This window comes from Labrenzia sp. R5_0 (assembly GCF_017743835.1).
In the GTDB taxonomy this organism is placed as follows: domain Bacteria; phylum Pseudomonadota; class Alphaproteobacteria; order Rhizobiales; family Stappiaceae; genus Roseibium; species Roseibium algicola.
This window is the reverse complement of sequence record NZ_JAGHRK010000007.1, coordinates 186757-205463: the sequence shown is the minus strand read 5'-3', so window position 1 is coordinate 205463 and position 18707 is coordinate 186757. Positions and strand designations below refer to the sequence as shown.

Annotated in this window: 13 protein-coding genes and 1 tRNA gene; 3 read left to right on the top strand and 11 right to left on the bottom strand. The window is 56.4% G+C overall.

Annotated elements, in window-relative coordinates; translation table 11 throughout:
• A complete protein-coding gene (gene glmS, locus J7447_RS27565) occupies positions 1-1827 on the bottom strand; it encodes a glutamine--fructose-6-phosphate transaminase (isomerizing) (protein ID WP_062488706.1) in 1827 nt (608 codons plus the stop codon).
• Positions 1828-1944: 117 nt separating this feature from the next.
• Positions 1945-3300 carry a bifunctional UDP-N-acetylglucosamine diphosphorylase/glucosamine-1-phosphate N-acetyltransferase GlmU gene (gene glmU / locus J7447_RS27560; protein ID WP_209171519.1) on the bottom strand — a complete coding sequence of 452 codons (1356 nt, stop codon included), beginning with the start codon at positions 3298-3300 and terminating at the stop codon, positions 1945-1947.
• A gap of 284 nt (positions 3301-3584) precedes the next feature.
• Here glmU and J7447_RS27555 point away from each other — a divergent pair, with 284 nt between their 5' ends.
• On the top strand, positions 3585-4748 hold the full coding sequence (locus tag J7447_RS27555; protein WP_209171518.1) for a hypothetical protein: 1164 nt from the start codon (positions 3585-3587) through the stop codon (positions 4746-4748).
• Between the two features lie 70 nt (positions 4749-4818).
• On the opposite strand, the gene J7447_RS27550 is transcribed toward J7447_RS27555, so the two are convergent.
• The 3 genes from J7447_RS27550 to J7447_RS27540 form a co-directional block, all read right to left on the bottom strand.
• Positions 4819-5559 carry a cytochrome c biogenesis protein CcdA gene (locus J7447_RS27550; RefSeq protein WP_022998556.1) on the bottom strand — a complete coding sequence of 247 codons (741 nt, stop codon included), beginning with the start codon at positions 5557-5559 and terminating at the stop codon, positions 4819-4821.
• Positions 5560-5685: 126 nt separating this feature from the next.
• Positions 5686-6702 (bottom strand): TAXI family TRAP transporter solute-binding subunit, encoded by a 1017-nt coding sequence (locus J7447_RS27545; RefSeq protein WP_286189675.1) that lies wholly within the window; start codon positions 6700-6702, stop codon positions 5686-5688.
• A gap of 395 nt (positions 6703-7097) precedes the next feature.
• A complete protein-coding gene (locus J7447_RS27540) occupies positions 7098-7391 on the bottom strand; it encodes a hypothetical protein (RefSeq protein ID WP_031268452.1) in 294 nt (97 codons plus the stop codon).
• 371 nt (positions 7392-7762) lie between these two features.
• Here J7447_RS27540 and J7447_RS27535 point away from each other — a divergent pair.
• Positions 7763-7838 (top strand) — tRNA-Lys (locus tag J7447_RS27535).
• 238 nt (positions 7839-8076) lie between these two features.
• Here J7447_RS27535 and J7447_RS27530 read toward each other — a convergent pair.
• From J7447_RS27530 to tpiA, 6 genes are all read right to left on the bottom strand, one after another.
• A complete protein-coding gene (locus J7447_RS27530) occupies positions 8077-11232 on the bottom strand; it encodes a multidrug efflux RND transporter permease subunit (protein ID WP_077292810.1) in 3156 nt (1051 codons plus the stop codon).
• Positions 11233-12393, bottom strand: coding sequence for an efflux RND transporter periplasmic adaptor subunit (locus tag J7447_RS27525; protein WP_208984171.1), 1161 nt, complete (start codon positions 12391-12393; stop codon positions 11233-11235).
• A 295-nt stretch (positions 12394-12688) separates the two neighbouring features.
• Positions 12689-13516 carry a VOC family protein gene (locus J7447_RS27520; protein ID WP_209171516.1) on the bottom strand — a complete coding sequence of 276 codons (828 nt, stop codon included), beginning with the start codon at positions 13514-13516 and terminating at the stop codon, positions 12689-12691.
• A gap of 28 nt (positions 13517-13544) precedes the next feature.
• Positions 13545-15173 (bottom strand): CTP synthase, encoded by a 1629-nt coding sequence (locus tag J7447_RS27515; protein WP_152510718.1) that lies wholly within the window; start codon positions 15171-15173, stop codon positions 13545-13547.
• A 133-nt stretch (positions 15174-15306) separates the two neighbouring features.
• Positions 15307-15690, bottom strand: coding sequence for a preprotein translocase subunit SecG (gene secG / locus J7447_RS27510; protein ID WP_022998549.1), 384 nt, complete (start codon positions 15688-15690; stop codon positions 15307-15309).
• A gap of 125 nt (positions 15691-15815) precedes the next feature.
• A complete protein-coding gene (gene tpiA, locus J7447_RS27505; protein WP_075283189.1) occupies positions 15816-16574 on the bottom strand; it encodes a triose-phosphate isomerase in 759 nt (252 codons plus the stop codon).
• 231 nt (positions 16575-16805) lie between these two features.
• On the opposite strand from tpiA, the gene J7447_RS27500 reads away from it, so the two are divergent.
• Complete coding sequence (locus J7447_RS27500; RefSeq protein WP_209171515.1) at positions 16806-18698, top strand: peptidylprolyl isomerase; 1893 nt, start codon at positions 16806-16808, stop codon at positions 18696-18698.
• The last annotated feature ends 9 nt before the right edge of the window (positions 18699-18707 follow it).

Here is an 18707-nt window from a genome sequence, read left to right as displayed (position 1 = left end):
CTATTCAACCGTCACGGATTTGGCCAGGTTCCTCGGCTGATCGACATCGGTGCCCATGAAGACAGCCGTGTGGTAGGCAATGAGCTGAACAGGCAGCGCGTAGATGATCGGCGCAACGATATCCGACATGTCGGGAAGAATGACGGTATTTTCGGCCGCATTGCCGCACTCCGACGCACCGCGCTCGTCTGTGATGAGCACGATCCGTCCGCCGCGCGCGGCCACTTCCTGCATGTTGGAAACGGTTTTCTCGTAAATCGCGTCAAAGGGCGCGATCACGAAAACCGGCATGTTTTCATCGATGAGGGCTATAGGACCGTGCTTGAGTTCCCCGGCAGCGTAGCCTTCTGCGTGGATGTAGGAGAGCTCCTTGAGCTTCAGCGCGCCTTCCAGTGCAAGCGGGAAATTGGTTGCCCGGCCGAGGTAAAGTGCATTGCTTGCCTTGGAGAGCGGATGCGCCAGTTTCTCGATATCGCTTTCACGGGCCAGGGCCTTGAGAGCGAGGCTCGGCACTTCGATCAATTCCGCGACAAGCTCCTGCTCCCGCTCCGGCGTCAGCACGCCGCGCTCCCGTCCGGCCTGCAGGGCAAGACCGGCGAGCACCGCAAGCTGACACGTGAAGGCCTTTGTCGAGGCAACGCCGATTTCAGGTCCGGCAATTGTCTGGAAAACCCTGTCGGCTTCCCGGGCTATCGTGCTTTCCGGAACATTGACGATCGCGCCGATCGTGGCACCATTCGTCTTGCAGTAGCGCAGTGAGGCGAGCGTGTCTGCAGTTTCGCCAGACTGGGAAATGACCAGCGCCGTGTCCTTGTCGCTCACCGGTGTTTCGCGATAGCGGAACTCGCTGGCGATATCGATCTCCACGGGAAGACGGGCGTATTTCTCGAACCAGTATTTGGACACCAGACCGGCAAGATACGCTGTCCCGCAGGCCGTAATGATCAGACGCGACAGGTCCTTGAACTTGAGTTGGTCAGCCCCTTCCACGCGGGCCCGCTTGGTCGTGTAATCGAAATATCGTGACAGCGTATGGCCCAGCACTTCCGGCTGCTCGTGGATTTCCTTGGCCATGAAATGCTTGTAGTTGCCTTTGTCCATAAGACTGGAGGTGACAGACGACCTTGCTTCCGGGCGCGTGACAGGCTGGTTCGCCTGATCGAAAATCTCAACACCTGCCCTAGTGATGACAGCCCAATCGCCCTCATCAAGATAGGTAATCCGGTCGGTAAACGGCGACAGGGCGATGGCATCGGACCCGAAGAACATTTCCCCGTCTCCATGCCCGACAGCAAGCGGCGATCCTTTGCGGGCACCGATAAGAAGATCTTCCTCACCGGAAAACAGCATCGCCAATGCAAAAGCACCCTTCAGGCGCGGCAGAACCTGTGCAACAGCATCGCGAGGAGAAAGTCCCTTGGCCATCGCCAGATTGACCAGATGGGCCACGACTTCTGTGTCGGTTTCGGTATCCAGCACGGCACCGGCAGCGACGATTTCCTCTCGCAGTTCCAGATAGTTTTCGATGATACCATTATGAACGACGGCAACCGAGCCGGCCTGGTGCGGGTGGGCATTGGCAACAGTTGGTGCACCGTGTGTTGCCCACCGTGTGTGACCGATCCCGGAGATGCCTGTCAGGGGCGACTTTTCGAGAACAGCTTCAAGATTGCGCAGCTTGCCTTCCGCCCTGCGGCGCACGATGGCACCATCCACCAATGTGGCAACGCCAGCAGAATCATAGCCCCGGTATTCCAGCCGCTTCAACGAATCCACGATCCGCGGCGCCGCATCAACCGTTCCCAACACGCCAACAATGCCACACATGCAAAAAGCCCTTTAAAAATGGATCCAACGGACCGCACTGCTTTAGACGACAGCGCCTGCCAACCAGAAATCAATCCCTGTTTCATTAAATGACAAGGGTCGAGAATTGTATGAAAGTCAGGATTTGGTTTCCTTGGCAGCCTTCAGCCGCTCCCGCAGCTGTTTTGCCTTGCCTTCCTTGACGATCTGCCGAGCGCGGCCAAATGCCATGGAATCCTGGTCCACATCATCGGTGATCACGCTTCCGGCAGCGACAAAAGTCCCGCTGCCAAGGCTGACCGGTGCCACCAGCGTGGAATTGGAACCGACAAAACTGCCCGCTCCAATCTCTGTCCGGTGTTTCAGGTAGCCGTCGTAATTGCAGGTAATCGTGCCAGCACCAATGTTCGACTTCGAACCGACACTTGCATCGCCGATGTAACTGAGATGATTGGCCTTGGCACCGTCTTCGAAGGTCGTGTTTTTGACTTCGACAAAGTTACCGACACGGGTGTCGGCCCCCAGAACCGTGCCTGGCCGCAGACGGGCATAGGGGCCAACAGCGCTGTTCCTGCCAACGGATGCTCCCTCAAGGTGACTGAAGGCGCGGACCTTTGCTCCGCTTGCGACCCTTACCCCCGGGGCGAAGACGACATTCTGCTCTACGACCACATCAGATTCCAGAACGGTATCATGCGAGAAATAAACCGTGTGCGGCGCAAGCAATGTGCAGCCGTTTTCCAAAGCGAAATTACGCATACGAACCTGGAAATCCTCTTCACAGGCAGCCAGCTGGGCACGTGTATTGATGCCTTGCGTTTCGACTTCCGAACCCGAAACCGCAACAACCTTCAAGCCCCTGCTGTTGGAGATTTCAACCGCGTCCGTCAGGTAAAATTCGCTTTTGGCATTGGCATTGCCAATCGCATCCAACAAAGAAAGTGCATGCAGCCCCGAGAAACCCATGATGCCGGAGTTGCAGAACGTGATCCTCCGTTCTGCGTCCGAGGCGTCCTTTTCTTCCCGAATGGCAACCAGTTGCCCGTTATCGGTCAGCAACCGGCCATAGCCGAATGGTTGTTGGGTTTCGAACCCAAGCACGGCCAGATCTGCGCCATCCGACAAGGCCCGTCGAACTTTGCCGATCGTGTCTGCCGTTACCAGTGGAGTGTCGCCGAACAGGATCAGGACATCGTCTGAAGGCGAGGCCAGCGCAGAACGGGCGGCAAGCGCTGCGTGAGCCGTACCCAGCCTCTCGTGCTGGACATGACAATGTGCTTCCGGCGCAAGGTTTTGAACCAGCTTTTCAAGCTCGGGCATATCTGGGCCGGTTACGACGGAAATTCGGTCAGAGCCAGCCTGTTTCAGGGCCTTTACCACATGCCCGACCAACGGCAGTCCGCCGATCTCATGCATCACCTTTGGCAGGTTGGATTTCATCCGGGTGCCAAGTCCGGCGGCCAGAACAATCGAAAGGCAAGAACGGGAAGTCATCAAAGGTCCACTGTCAATTTTTCGGGCATCACCCACACAAGTCGGCCTCTATATGCCCCGATCCACAGAACATTGAAAGATCTGACTTCCTGAGTGCTTCGGTTTGCTTTTCATTAACCATAATGCACACCTGATGAGGTATCTTCTTTGAGATTCGGTTTCAGGCTCGGAAAGCAGGACTTTTGGCAAAACGGAAGGCACAAAAATCTGTTCGGGACGTTGTCCGGGATACGTTCACGCCTTCGCGTGTCGGCCTGCTTTCCTGGGCATTTGCGGCCGTTTGCATGGGAACTGTCGGCCTTGCTTCCTATCAGTTCAGCAACGCCCACGGCCAGTTCACACCGAAGTTCGATTTCCCGACGGGATTAGCCCTGCCCCCGGTCGGAAGCGTGGGTTCAACTGCCTCCATCACGTCACCTTCCGGCAGAGGGGTGCCGATAGAAGTCATGCAGTTGCCGGAAGATAGCGATCACGCCCCCCTTCCCGGCCTGGACCAGAGCCAGATCGCGGTGCTGCAGAAAGAAATCGTCGGGTTGCGTCGACGCCTTAGCGCACTTGCCGAACAAAATCTTGCTTATTCGCGCCGCATCGCAGCACTGGAGAAGGAAGCTGCTTTTTCCAGGCTTTCTGAAGCGGACAATACTGGCAAAGACAGCGGTCAACCAGTGGAACCGAGCCCGGGCATCGTCCGCACCGATGTGACGGAAAAACTGGAAAAACCACTTCCCGTCCCCGTAGCGTCGCCTAAAGCAAAACGCGATGCTTCAAAGCTGAACCAGACGACTTCTGCGGCACCAGATCAGGCGGACACCAAGAAACAGGTTGCAACGCCGGCCCTGGATGTTCCCAAGGCGCCCCCCCGGATGGTCAGCATCGATTCCGGAACCGCTCCAGTCGACGCGCCTACCCGAAGTTTCAATCCTGCCGAACCGGTCCGGATAGTCGACCTGCCAAGGGTAGATCTACCCGCGCCAGGTGGCGAACCCCAAGCGACAGGTTCAATACCCTTGGCTGTTGAAGACAATACGCCTTCTACACCGCCCTCGCCGGAGCCGTTCGACGCAACACCTACCCAGACGACAAGTCGACCTGCGGTTATCACGCCTTCCAGTCCCGCCGGACGGCTTCGCGGTGGCGGTGACAGCAAACTGAAGCGAAGCGATTTCGGGGCGATTATCGGTCACTACAGCTCAACTGCTGCAGCAGCAAAAGCCTGGGCCGATTTCAAGAATCAAAATGCGGAACGCATGCGTGACCTTCGCCCGCTCCTGATGGAACGAAATACGCCTCAAGGCGGTATTGCCTTGATGGTCGGACCGTTTGCCAATGCGGCGGACGCTGCCGTTGCGTGTCTTCACCTGTTGGATGTGACTGAGCTCTGTCACCCGGCCCTGTTCGCGGGTGACCCGCTCGTGACTGCGGCGGAATTTCGCGACACGGCGTTTTAAGGCAACCTAATCTCGTTAGATTTCAGTCGGTCGATGCAATGCGCCAAGGCGAAGAACCTTGGCGCTGCGTTTACCCGATGGTCTGCAGCGCGGGGAACGTTTCCAGGAGCCAATAGGACAAGACCGCCATCTGCCCGGTCAGGAACATGACCCCGGTCAATACGAGAACGCCGCCCATGGTCTTTTCGACGACACCCATGTGCTTGCGGAACCGCCGCATGAACTTGAGAAACGGCGAAGCGAAAAGCGCTGCAATCAGGAACGGGATACCGAGGCCGAGTGCATAGGCGCTCAAGAGCAAGGCTCCCTGCCCCACCGTTTCTTTTCCGCCAGCGACAAACAGAATGGCAGCTAGTATTGGGCCGACACAAGGTGTCCAGCCAAAGCCGAAGGCAAGGCCGATGACATAGGCGCCAAGCGGACCCGCAGGCTTTTTCTCCACGTGAACACGCGCTTCCTTGTAAAGCAGGCCTATGCGGAACACGCCAAGGAAATGCAGGCCCATAACGATGATCGCGGCGCCGGCGATATAGCTCAGGTAATCGAGATAGGCGCGAATGAACTGGCCAAGAAAACTGGCCGTCGCCCCCAGCAAAACGAACACGGTTGAAAAACCAAGCACAAAGAACAGGGCACTCAGAAACACCCGACGCGATGCGGCCGTGCTGTCTTCTGCTTCACCTGATAGTTGCTCCAGCGAAACGCCCGCAAGGAACCCCAGATAAGGTGGCACCAACGGCAGAACGCAAGGCGAGACAAAAGATAGGACACCGGCAAGCGCGGCGCCTATGATGGTGACTTCCTGGATCATTCGACATTCCGGTTGTTCAGGCAGCCCACCGCCAATCCGGCGAGGCTCGGAGCGACCTTATTAGCCGCTTCCCCGCTTTGACCAAAGACACAAGGTGCTCACCATTTGGAGAGCTGTGAACACCGGTCAGTTTGCCTTGGCCGGTGCGGTTGCGGGCACTAGGCCTTTTTCCTGGAAATAGGTCAATGCGCCAGGATGTAGCGGCGCCGGCATCCCGTAGGCAACCAGGTCATTTTCGGTCAGGCGGCCAAGTGCAGGATGCAGACGCTTGAAGCTGTCGAAATTTTCGAAAACCGCTTCTACGAGTGTTGTCACAATCGGTTCCGGCATGCGCGCAGACGTTACGAAGGTCGCGACAACGCCGAAGGAATCCACTGGCTGCGAAAGACCATAAAGGCCCGCAGGGATGTCGGCCGGCATGTAGTAGGGAACTTCTGTCAAAAGCTCATCAACCGCCTTGCCATCGATGCCAATCAGTCGAATATCGCAACGAGCCTGAGTTTCCTCGATCAACGCAGCCGGATGACCTATCAATTCGAAATAGGCATCAATTCTGCCTGAACAAAGCGCTTCAGACAGCTCCGATGTCTTGAGCTCTTCAAGACCTTCCTGATCACTCTGCGTCCAGCCAAGGCCGCTGATCAGTGCGTTCCAGGAAGCAGCGGATCCCGATCCCTTGCTGCCGATATTTATCTTTGCCTCTTTCAAATCATCGAAGACCCGATAAGAAGATTCGTCTCGAACGACGATCGTTGCGACTTCGGCATGAAGTGAAAAGATGGAGCGTAGCTCGTCAAACGGCCCGACCTCTTCAAAGGCAGAGGTCCCGAGAAAAGCGTGATGCTGCCAGTCGGACTGCACATAACCAAAATCGATTTCACCGGAACGAATCTTTTCGATATTGGCAATTGACCCCAGCGTGGTTTCGACTGAGCAACGAACGCCGTGGTCGGCGCGTGTCATGTTGACGATCTTGCAAGTCGCCCCGCCGGACGGATAGTAGACGCCGGTAACGCCGCCGGTGCCAATCGTAATGAAATGCTGTTCATCCGCACGCACGCCAGCGATTGCACCGCTCATAACCAACAATCCCGCTCCCAGAAGGGCGGTAAGACGGCTGCATGCGGTATTGGAACCGGACAACTGGCGCGTAAAGCACTGCGCTGCTACGAGGGTCTCCAGAGACTTTGCCAAATGTTCCGCCCTTCTGCCGCCGACAAATATGGCGGTATCCTTCAACATCTCGGCTACACACCGACCACAACAACCCAGCATCAGGCGCTGCAGTGCGACTCCTGCACATCTGGCTGCCGAGGCACCCGCAAGTTTACGCAATGTCGAAGGGATAGCAAAGGCGACGCGTCAACACCAGTTCGGGACGATAGGTTCAATCACAAGTTACCGAGCCCATGACCGGACCGATAGCGCAAACAGTTTGAAAAAATTTCTGATCAGAACAAATTTCGATTGAACAAATGCTACGGACGAGAATATGCCACGGTCCCCAACCCCTTGGACCGGCCATACTCCAGACAGCGTCAGTTGTTTCGCCCTCCCCGGATTACCTCAAAGAGCTTCCCCTTTAGCTCTTCTTCAGCATCACCGTCGCGAAGGCCCTGCCGCCACTGGTCAAGGATGAGACGCAAGCCGAGCGTTTCCCGGCTATGCGGTAGGTCTCCGATAAACGACGCGAAAAACAGGTCGAGCCGTTCCCGGTCGATCAAGCCCTGGTCGATCAATCCGTGAATCAGCGTCATCGTCGCAGCGATGTGCCCTTTCACGAAATCGAACTCGACGGAGCTCGTGTGGGTGTCGATTGTCGTTGTGTGCATGTAACCTCTCATGTGCCTGATAACGTTACCTCACATAGCTTTATTGCGCTACCTGACAGTTTTCGCAGGAGAATGATCGTTATTTTCTTAGAAGCGAAAATTAGCAACTAGAGTTAAAAAGAGTAAAATCTACTGTACTTGATAATACTATCAATCGAAGGACCGTTGTTGCTAATAACATGTGCGAGAATTCACCATTTCCCGAATTTGGTTGTGTGTTTTCAACAGTGACCACTGAACAACGCTGTTTTTTGCTACCCTGTTGAAAAAATCGATTTTGCCTCTTGCATTGTCCTCAAGGTCGGCCTAAACACACGCCACCAACGCGGTGGCGCTGCAACAACGCACTGAACCGCTTCGGAAATTGGTGAGAGCCGATAGCTCAGCTGGTAGAGCAACTGACTTTTAATCAGTAGGTCCAGGGTTCGAACCCCTGTCGGCTCACCAATATTTCCAAAAGCTTAGCCTTAAAAATTTTAAGCTTGTAGTATCCACCGCTTGCGCGTCGCACGGTGGACGAGATCTGTGTTTTCACTATCCAAGTTCGCGATCCCGAGACTTGAGAGCTTGCTGGCATTTGACCTAAAAGCAAAGCCGGACAACCCATCTGGATCGCCCGGCCAAACTAACCTTAAGTAAGATTCAAACAACGCAAAACCGTTTGCGTATTGAAAATTTTCTCACGTCAGGACGCAACAGGCTCCTGTTCCGTCTGGGTTTTTCCTTTTCCGCCAAACCAGCTTTTGACGGTTTCACGCATGGTCTGCATGTTCACATAAAGAATCGGGATCATGAGAATGCCGATGCAGGTCGCAAACAGCATGCCACCGAACACCGCGAAGCCAATGGCCTTCTGACTGGCCGCACCAGCACTTGATGCGGTCATCAATGGCACGACGCCCAGCAAGAACGACAAGGCCGTCATCATGACCGCCCTGAACCGAAGATGAGCCGCTTCTACTGCTGCATCCTTGATCGACTTGCCATCGGCCCTCTGCTCCATCGCAAACTCCACGATGAGGATGGCATTCTTGGCGCCCATCCCGACAAGCATGATCATGCCGATCTGTGTGTAGAGGTTGACATCCCCCCCAGTCGCAAAGACCGCAACAAGCGCCCCGAGGATTGCAAACGACACCGACATCAAGATCGCAATCGGCATCGTCCAGCTCTCATACTGAGCGACAAGGAAGAGATACGTGAACAAGATTGACAAAAGCAGGATGAAAAGAACGATCTGCCCCGATCCGAGCTGCTGCAGCGCTGTACCTGTCCACTCGAGAGAATACCCGTCCGGAAGGGCTTCAGCCCCCGCGGCATTGACTTCGTTGATGACCACACCTGTTGAGGCTCCAGGTGCCGGATCAGCCATCACGGCAGCAGCACGGAACATGTTGTAGCGGGTCAGAATCTGCGGACCGAGGACATTCTGTGTCGTCAGAATGCTGCGCATGGGCACCATGGTGCCGTCGCTCGACCGCACATAAAGTGCACCGATATCCTCCACCCGATCGCGGAACTTGCCTTCCGCCTGGATCATCACCTTGTAGACCCGGCCGAAGATGTTGAAGTCGTTGATATAGTACGAGCCCAGATAAGCCTGCAGTGTCGTGAACACATCCGACACATTGATGCCGAGCGTTTTGGCCTTTTCACGATCAAGATCGATAAAGACCTGAGGCACATTGGCCCGGAAAGTCGAGTAGGCGCGCCCAACTTCGGCACTCTGGTTGGCAGAATAAATCATCGAGCCAAGTGCCGATGACAAATCCTGCGGCGAACCTCCACCGGTTTGTTGCAGCATCACCTGAACACCGCCGGTCGTGCCAAGGCCCGGAATCGGCGGGGGGTTGAAGGCAATGATATTCGCACCGGGAATAGTCGAGAATTCCGCCCAGAACTTTGCAAGGATCGCGTCAATACGAAGGTCGGGAGCCTGACGGTCTTCCCAGTTTTTCATGGTCGCAATCACCAGTGCCGCATTCGAGGACGTTGCGCCGTTCAGGATGGAGTAGCCGTTGACGATGACGACGTCTTCCACACCCGGCGTTTTGGAAGTCAGGTCAACCACCTGCTTGGTGACGTTCTCCGTCCGTTGCAACGACGCTCCATCGGGAAGCTGAACGTCGACCATCAGGTAGCCCTGGTCTTCCGAAGGCAGAAAGCCCTGAGGCAGTGATCCGCCGAGTGTCACGATCAAGGCGACCGCCCCGGCAACAACGGCAAGCCCTATCACGGCGAAGCGAACAAGGCGGCGAATAATACCGGTATATCCGTTGCGTACCGAGGTGATGCCACGGTCGAACAACCCCATGATCCCGCGCGGCGGGCCAGAACGGGCTTTCAGGATCAGGCCACAGAGAGCCGGAGACAGCGTCAGCGCGTTGATCGAGGAAATCAAAACAGAGACCGAGATGGTGACTGCGAATTGCGAGTAGAGACGGCCGGTAATGCCTGGCATGAAGATAGTCGGAACGAACACCGCCAGCAGCACCAGCGTCGTGGCAATCACCGGACTGGTGATCTGTTCCATCGCTTTCGTCGTGGCTTCTTTCGGCGACAAGCCTTCGTCGGCAATGATGCGTTCCACGTTTTCCACGACGACGATGGCATCATCCACAACGATACCAATAGCCAGCACCAGTGCGAACAGCGAAATCGTATTGAGCGTCATGCCAAGTGCCAGCAGCACGGCAAACGTGCCGATCAGCGACACTGGAATGGCAACAGTCGGAATGATTGTCGCTCGCCAGTTCCCGAGGAAGATGAACACCACCGAGACCACCAGAAGGAAGGTCAGGAAAAGCGTGGTGATGACGTCGTTGAGGGAAGCCTGAACGAAATCCGTGGTGTTGAAGGGAACGCCGTACTGCATGTCCGGCGGAAAGTTCTTGGCCAGTTCATCCAGGCGAGCCAGCACGTTTTCCGATACCTGAAGCGCGTTAGCACCTGGTGCCTGATAGATTGCCAGAACCGTGGAGGGCTTGCCGTTGTATTCGCCGGAGGCGTTGTAAACCTGCGCGCCAAGTTCGACGCGGGCAACATCGCCAATCGTTACGACTGCGCCGTCTGCACCGGTTCGCAGAACGATCTGCTCAAATTCTTCCGGTGAGGCCAGACGGCCCTTTGCCTTGATCGTGTACTGGAACTGCTGTCCGTCCGGAACCGGAGGTGCGCCGATCTGACCGGCAGCCACCTGAATGTTCTGGTCACGTACGGCGGTGATGAAATCGGTCGGCGTCATGCCCAGGCTGGTCAACCTGTCCGGATCAAGCCAGATGCGCATGCCGTAGGAAAAGTCGGTCATGACGTCTGCCAGACCAACCCCAGGCACACGGGCAAGTGCATCCTTCAGGTTGATCGAGGCATAGTTTGACAGGAAGACCGGATCGTAACTGCCGTTTGGCGAAAACAGTGTAATGACCAGCAACATGTTCGTGCTGGCTTTTTGCACTGTCACACCGTTGTTGGTCACATCGCTTGGCAGCTGGCTGTTGGCCTGACTGACCCGGTTCTGCGTGTTGACCGTGGCAATGTCCGGGTCTGTTCCGACAGCGAAGGTAACGTTGAGCGAATAGTTGCCGCTGTCGTTACTGGTCGACTGCATGTAGATCATGTCGTCGACGCCGTTGACCTGCCCTTCGATTGGGGCTGCAACAGTTTCTTCCAGCACTTCGGCATTGGCGCCGGTATACGTCGCCGTAACGTTTACGACCGGCGGGGTGATATTCGGAAACTGTTCAACCGGAAGCGACAGATACCCAAGCACACCGGCAATAGTGATAACAATGGAAATGACCAGCGCGAATTTCGGCCGGTAGATAAAAAAGCGTGAAAACATTTAGCTTTTCTCCGCCGGCTTGGAAGCAAGTACCGGGTTCACGACAACGCCGGGGCGCACTTTCTGCAACCCTTCGATGATGACCTCGTCACCTTCCTTCAGGCCTTTAGAGACGACGAAATCCGTGCCTTCCTGCTGACCCAGAGTCACGTAGCGCTGTTCGACCTTCTTGTCCGACGTGATTGCCAGTGCAAACGCACCTTCCTGGTCCCTTTGAATGGCAGCCTGCGGCACAACCAGCGCCGTTTCCGTTTTCGGCGCTTCAAGAACCACCGTCACATAGGTTCCGGAAATCAGGCGGATGTCCTTGTTGTCGAATTGCCCGCGGAAGGAGATGGTGCCTGTCGCCGTATCGACCTGATTGTCGATGAAGACGATTTTGCCCTTTTCATTATAGTCCTGCCCGTTTGGCAGAACCAGTTTCAGGTCTGGAGACTCATCCGGCTGGATATCGGCAGGGTTTATCCCGTGTGTCTTGACCGCGTTGAGATACTGCGCCTCGCTGACGGAAAAATTGACGTAGACAGGAGCAAGGCTGATCAAGCTGGCCAGTGAATTCGTCGTGGGTCCGACGACCTCGCCAACGCTGTAGGTGGTCTTGCCGAGCTGGCCGTCGAAAGGTGCCGAAATGTCGGTGTAGCTGAGGTTGAGTTCCGCTTCCTGCAAAGACGATTGCGCTGCCTCCACAGAGGCTTCCGCCTGTTGCTTTTGCGCCAAGGTCGCTTCGTAAGCAGCCTCGGAGAGATGCCCCTTGTCTCGGAGGTCCCTGTCACGCTTCTCGTCAGCAGCCTTCAGTGCAGCGTCTGCCTTTGCGCTTGCAAGATCCGCCTTGGCCTTTGTCAGTGCGGCCTGATACTGCGCTTTTTCAATCGTGAACAACAGGTCGTTTTTCTTGACGACGGAGCCGTCCGGCACAGCTTTCTCTTCCAGGAAACCTTTGACGCGAGCCATGAGATCGACCTGATCGATTGCAGCGACCTGCCCGACAAAACGAGCGCTTTGGCGAATGTCCTGGGACGCAATCTTCGCGACGGTCACCGATGGTGGCGGCGCTGCCGGAGCGGCCTTTTGCGAGTCGTCGGAGCACGCGGCCAAGAGCGCCGAGGTTGCAGCAACGAGTGCAAAATTGCGAGGGAAAGAGGCAAAAGGCAAAAAAGTCATTCGGGAACTCCGCAGTCCGACCATCAGGTCAAGGCGCATAATTTGGGGTTCACTATAAAAGGACTGGTTGATTCAACAAGTGAATAGTGCCCTTGCCGTGTGGTCTTGGCGGGAAAAATTCCTTAACGTTTTCAAAGTCACGTATACATTGCCCGACACGGCAATCACGAAACACACCTAATGGTTTGTGCGTCGGCAAATTTTCTGAATGCGATAAAGTGCAGCAAATCCAGCCAGAGAGCCGTGGGCGGAACACGTCTCCCGGCTAAGCCTTCTCAAAAAGAATGGATTTCATTTACGAGACAACTGGCGACAGGATCAGCGTGAGCCCGTTGAGCTGGCTTGCCGGCACTATCTTGCGCTCATCCAGGCCTTTGCAGCCGATTTCCAGAGCAACAATCTGCGGCAGGGAACCGGCGATTTGCGCAGCTGCATCAATGCCGACCAGTGACGCATACGCAGATGGCGTTAGCACGGATATTGTTCCACGGGCAGTCTTGAGCTCCAGACCCAGACTGGTGGCGCGCATTTCGCGTTGGCCCGTGAACCCACCCAGAAACTCGTGATGATCCGAGGGATCGCCGGCAACGAGATAGACTGTCTTTATCGTTGACGCGCCGTTGGCATGATCCTGAAAGGCTTCTTTCCAGAAATTTTCGGGAAATCGATTCCTGCAGGTGAAATAGCCGATCTCCGGTGCAAGTGCATCACTGACAAATGTCAGGTCGAAGGCAACTTGCACCTTGCCGCCATCCGCCAGATTGGCGGTGCGCTCGAAGGAAAACGGCTCGTAGAGTTTCAGTCCAGCCTTGCTGAAATCGTCCCTGTCCTTCGCAGGATCGGAACTGTCCAGCACCAGCATGCTGGCCCCTTCGTGCCGGGACAGAAAATCTCGGTTGAAAGCTCCGAACGAGAAAACCTCTTCAGAAGCCTCGAAAATGAGATCCCGATCGGCAACGCTCAACAACTCGACGAAAAAACCGTCGAGCTGAACCAAACGGTTGGCCGTTCCCCAGGAATGGCGATTTTCAGGAGTAACCGTGAAACCAAGGTCCGCCCACACCTGGCCCGCGGCCTCCAGATCCCTCACCGCTACAACGACGTGATCGAGCCCGCGCACCATTATCTTGTCCCCTTCCCGCCTTGGCCGATCAGACCAGACGGCCCTGATGGATCGCTGCGCTTATGAAGGATGCAAACAGCGGATGCGGATCGAAAGGACGGGACTTCAGTTCCGGATGGTACTGAACACCGACGAACCAGGGATGATCCGCGATTTCGACCGTTTCCGGCAAAACACCGTCTGGCGATGTCCCGGCGAAAATCAGTCCGCATTTCTCGAGTTCATCGCGGTAGCCGATGTTGACTTCATACCGGTGGCGATGACGCTCCGAAATGCTGGTCGTTCCATAGATTTCAGCAATCTTGGAACCGGCCTTGAGCGCAGCAGGATAGGCTCCGAGGCGCATCGTACCGCCCAGATCGCCTTCGGCGTCGCGCACTTCCTTGCGGTTGCCTTTCGTCCACTCGGTCATCAGGCCGACAACAGGTTCCTTCGCTGGACCAAATTCGGTGGAATTGGCTTCGGCGATCCCGGCGAGATTGCGCGCTGCTTCCAGAACCGCCATCTGCATGCCGAAGCAAATTCCGAAATACGGGATTTTGCGCGTCCGGGCGAAGTGTGCCGCAGCAATCTTGCCCTCGGCACCCCGTTCCCCAAAACCACCGGGAACCAGAATTCCGTGCACACCTTCCAGGTAAGGGCTCGGGTCCTCCTTTTCGAAGGTCTCCGATTCGATCCATTCAAGGTTCACCTTGACCCGGTTGGCGATACCGCCATGGACCAATGCTTCGATCAGCGACTTGTAGGCATCCTTCAGAACGGTGTACTTGCCGACAATCGCGATCTTGACCTCGCCTTCCGGATTGGCAACAGCCTCGGAAATGCCGTTCCAGCGATCGAGCACCGGTGCAGGCGCGCCCTTGATGCCGAAAGCAGCCAGAACTTCGTCGTCCAGCCCTTCCTTGTGGTAGGCGACCGGCACGTCGTAGATCGACTTGACGTCGTAGGCCGGAATGACCGCGCTCTCGCGCACGTTACAGAATAGCGACAGCTTCCGTTTTTCCGTTTCCGGGATCGGGCGATCACAACGGATCATCAGGATATCCGGCTGAATACCGATGGACCGCAGTTCCTTTACAGAGTGCTGCGTCGGTTTGGTCTTCATTTCACCGGCGCTTGGGATGTAGGGCATCAGGGTCAGATGCACATAGACGACGTCGCCTCGCGGAAGATCGTTGCCAAGCTGGCGGATCGCCTCGAAGAACGGCAGGCCTTCAATATCGCCCACAGTTCCGCCGATCTCGACGAGAACAAAATCGTAGTCCTCGTTGCCGGTCAGAACGAAGTTCTTGATCGCATCAGTCACGTGCGGAATGACCTGGACGGTTCCGCCCAGATAATCGCCGCGCCGCTCCTTGGCGATGATGTCCTGATAGATCCGCCCGGTGGTGATGTTGTCCTGCTGGTTCGCAGGACGACCGGTGAACCGTTCGTAGTGGCCGAGATCGAGGTCTGTTTCCGCACCATCGTCGGTCACAAAGCATTCGCCATGCTGATACGGGCTCATGGTGCCCGGATCGACGTTCAGGTAGGGATCGAGTTTGCGGAGACGGACCTTGTAACCGCGAGCCTGGAGCAATGCGCCCAGTGCTGCAGAAGCAAGTCCTTTTCCAAGCGAGGAGACCACGCCGCCAGTGATGAAAATATATCGCGCCATGGACCAATACCATATCCTTGCCGAGGGCGCCTTGGCCACTCGGGAGTTGCGTTCTCAACACATAAAAATGCCCTGCGAGTTAAGCCGCAGGGCATATGTCGGGTGAATGGGCCAGAAGACCCGTTCGGCCGCCTTACTGGGCGGCCGGGACCTGAGGTCCGGAAGGTTGCTGTTGGTTCAGCTGTTTCAACGAATCGAGAACACCGCCTGAACCGCCTTCGGTCGTGCCGTCCGTCGTGGCAGGCGCTTCCTGGGTTGCTGTCGGAACAGCATCAAGAATCGAACCGGGCCGGTCCTGATTCTTTGCAATAAGGCTGAGCGTCAGCGATGTAGCGAAGAAAGCGACCGCCAGAACGGCAGTTGCACGCGTCAGGATATTCGCAGTCCCACGACTGGACATCAGACCACCGCCTCCGCCGCCAATGCCAAGCGCGCCGCCTTCGGAACGCTGCAGGAGGACAACAAGCACCAGGGCCAGGACGACCATCAAGTGGATTACGATGACTACGGTTTCCATCGAACGCCATTCTTCATTGAATTCAAGATTGGCGGCCTTCTACACCAGACGCCGCCAGCTTTCCACCCTTCAATTGCGCCTTCGACACAGAAGCTTCAAGGCCGGGCACAATATATTCGGTGTCTTCAGGAATAAGCAGCAAGTATGCCGAGGAAATCTTCAGCCTTGAGACTGGCACCGCCAACAAGGGCACCGTCGACATTGGCAACAGACATCAGTTCACGCGCATTGCCCGGTTTCACAGACCCGCCGTAAAGAAGGCGCATGGAAGCTCCTTCCCCGCCGAACCTTGCGGAAAGATTGTCCCGCATTGCCTTGTGCATTTCCTCAACATCACCTGCGGTGGGTGTCAGACCTGTACCGATCGCCCAGACCGGCTCGTAGGCAATCACGCAGTTTTCGGCAGTCGCCCCATCCGGAACCGATCCGTTCAATTGGCGGTCGACAATAGCAAGTGCCTGGCCTGCTTTGCGCTCGGCTTCTGTCTCGCCGACACACACAATCGCCACAAGGCCGGCTCTCCAGGCTGCCCGAGCCTTTTCATTGACATCAACATCGCTTTCAGCGTGATCCGTCCGGCGTTCAGAATGACCGACGATGACGGCCCTTGCGCCGGCATCTGCAAGCATTTCAGCAGAAATGTCACCGGTGTGAGCACCAGAAACAGCGGTATGGCAATCCTGACCACCTACAGACAGAGCCCCGCTGCCAGCCTTTTCCGCAATTGCTGCGATCAGCGTTGCAGGCGCACAAATCATCGCATCGACCGAATCCGCCAGATCGTCACTGATGCCGGCGATCATCTTGTAGACTTCAGCCTGGCTTGCCTTCAGACCGTTCATTTTCCAGTTACCGGCAACCAACGGCTTGATCGCTGCGCTCATGTTCAGTTTCTCCCGCGGCATGATCCTTGATTTGCCGCCTATAGAGCAGAAGCGCACACGCGTTGCAATCACCCTGAGGACGGGAAAACCCAAATCGCTTCCGAAGTTTGTAAAAGGCCGCCTTGCGGCGGCGGCGCGGCGTCTTTATGATCCGCCCGCTCCGGCTAAGGCCGGTCCTGAATTCAGCCGGTGACGCCGGCTGCCGGAACGAAGAAGAATACGGGAGTCGTCATGCTTGACGCGCTGCGCAAGGGCGCTGGCACCTGGGTTGCCAAACTGTTTATTGCTCTGTTGATCTTTAGCTTCGCCGTGTGGGGCATTAGCGGTTTCTTGACCGGTGTCGGCCAGAACACCGCCGCCAAGGTCGGTGACACGGAAGTCTCCCTGTTCGATTTTGACCGGGCCTACAGGCAGGACCTCGGACGGCTGGCTCAACAGTTCGGCCGGCCGCTGACGCCTGCAGAAGGCGCGACCCTCGGTGTTCCGCAGCAAACCCTGGGCAAGCTTGTGGCCGAAGCGGCCATGAACAACACCGCTCAAAACATGAAACTCGGTGTTTCGGACGAACGCCTGGCGACCATTATCCAGAGTGACCCTGCATTTCAGGGCCTGGGTGGCAGGTATGACAAGAACCGGCTACAGCAGGTTCTGCAGGCCAACGGATACCGGGAAGACGAATATGTCGTCGAACGCCGCAAGGTTGCAGAGCGTGCGCAGCTTGCAGAAGGCCTCGCCGGCAGCATGAAGGCTCCGATTGCCTATCTGGAAGTTCTTGACGCCTATCAGGGAGAAACGCGAAGCGTTGATTACCTGGTCGTCACACCGGAATTCATCGGAGACATCGAGGATCCGGCCGATGGTGTCCTGACAACCTACTTCGAAGAGAACAAGGACAATTTCCGCGCACCCGAGTTCCGTGAAATCAAATACGTCTCACTCACGCCGACGTCTCTCTCTCGTCCGGATGACATTTCCGACGAAGACGCTCGCGCTGAGTTTGAGCGCCGGTCGGAAGATTTCTTCCAGCCCGAACGCCGCAAGATCCGTCAGATGTCCTTCCCGTCTCAACAGGCAGCGGAAGAAGCTGCCGAAGAAATCGCGAACGGCAAGACCTTTGACGAACTCATGAGTGAACGCAACCTTGCCAACAACGACGTTGCCCTTGGCATCATGGCAAAGACCGATTTTCTCGATGAAGCTATCGGCGACGCCGCTTTCAGCCTGGAAGAAGGCGCGACCAGCGGTACGGTGGAAGGCAGGTTCTCGACTGTCATTCTGAATGTCGAAGAAATCCTTCCTGAAAGCACCAAACCTTTCGAAGACGTGAAGGACGAGATCGTCCAGAGCCTCGCAAAGGAACAGGCGGAACGGGAAATTCTGGATCTGCTTAACGAAGTCGAGGATGCCCGGGCAGGCGGTGCTCCGCTGGACGAAATCGGCGAGCGTTTCTCCCTGACTGTAGAAACTCCGCCAGCTTTTGATGCATCCGGAAACGGTGAAGACGGTAAACCCGTAACCTTGCCTGATGCTGAGGGACTTGTAGCAGGTGCGTTCGACAGTGACATCGGCATCGAAAACGATGTCCTTCAGCTCGGTGAGCAAGGCTTTCTCTGGTATGACGTTGCAAAGGTTATTCCGTCGCGCGAACGCACCCTCGACGAAGTTCGCGAAGACGTCCTTGCCGCCTGGAAGCAGGATGAACTCGGCAAACGCTTGAGCGACACTGCGGCAGACCTATTGGCCAAGGCAGAGGGCGGCACGCCGTTCATCACCCTTTCCGCAGAAACCGGGCTGGAAGTGAAATCCGCAACTGACCTGAAGCGCAACACGCCGTCCGGGGATTTCGGCCGCGAAGCTGTTTCGGCAGTATTCGACGGCCCCGTTGGAACAAGCGCGGTCACCGAAACCAACGATGGCAACGGTCGGATCGTGCTTAAGGTGAGCGGTTCCAACGTACCGGACTTCCAGAGCGACGCACCGCAAGTAGCGGCCCTGGGTCAGCAGCTTTCCCAGCAAATTCAGGACACGCTGCTCGGCCAGTTCATCTCCGACCGGGAAACCAAGGCAGGGGTCGAGATAAACAATGCCGGTATCGCCCAGATGATCGGGTTGGACCGGAATTGATCCGTTTGA

What these genes read in the sequence shown, in the direction of transcription:
- tpiA (WP_075283189.1), bottom strand. Translation starts at nt 16,574, where the DNA reads ATGAGCGCAGCGATCAAGCCGTTGGTTGCCGGTAACTGGAAAATGAAC.
- J7447_RS27520 (WP_209171516.1), bottom strand. Translation starts at nt 13,516, where the DNA reads ATGGTGCGCGGGCTCGATCACGTCGTTGTAGCGGTGAGGGATCTGGAG.
- J7447_RS27540 (WP_031268452.1), bottom strand. Translation starts at nt 7,391, where the DNA reads ATGCACACAACGACAATCGACACCCACACGAGCTCCGTCGAGTTCGAT.
- J7447_RS27500 (WP_209171515.1), top strand. Translation starts at nt 16,806, where the DNA reads ATGCTTGACGCGCTGCGCAAGGGCGCTGGCACCTGGGTTGCCAAACTG.
- J7447_RS27550 (WP_022998556.1), bottom strand. Translation starts at nt 5,559, where the DNA reads ATGATCCAGGAAGTCACCATCATAGGCGCCGCGCTTGCCGGTGTCCTA.
- glmU (WP_209171519.1), bottom strand. Translation starts at nt 3,300, where the DNA reads ATGACTTCCCGTTCTTGCCTTTCGATTGTTCTGGCCGCCGGACTTGGC.
- J7447_RS27515 (WP_152510718.1), bottom strand. Translation starts at nt 15,173, where the DNA reads ATGGCGCGATATATTTTCATCACTGGCGGCGTGGTCTCCTCGCTTGGA.
- J7447_RS27530 (WP_077292810.1), bottom strand. Translation starts at nt 11,232, where the DNA reads ATGTTTTCACGCTTTTTTATCTACCGGCCGAAATTCGCGCTGGTCATT.
- glmS (WP_062488706.1), bottom strand. Translation starts at nt 1,827, where the DNA reads ATGTGTGGCATTGTTGGCGTGTTGGGAACGGTTGATGCGGCGCCGCGG.
- J7447_RS27525 (WP_208984171.1), bottom strand. Translation starts at nt 12,393, where the DNA reads ATGACTTTTTTGCCTTTTGCCTCTTTCCCTCGCAATTTTGCACTCGTT.
- J7447_RS27555 (WP_209171518.1), top strand. Translation starts at nt 3,585, where the DNA reads ATGGGAACTGTCGGCCTTGCTTCCTATCAGTTCAGCAACGCCCACGGC.
- secG (WP_022998549.1), bottom strand. Translation starts at nt 15,690, where the DNA reads ATGGAAACCGTAGTCATCGTAATCCACTTGATGGTCGTCCTGGCCCTG.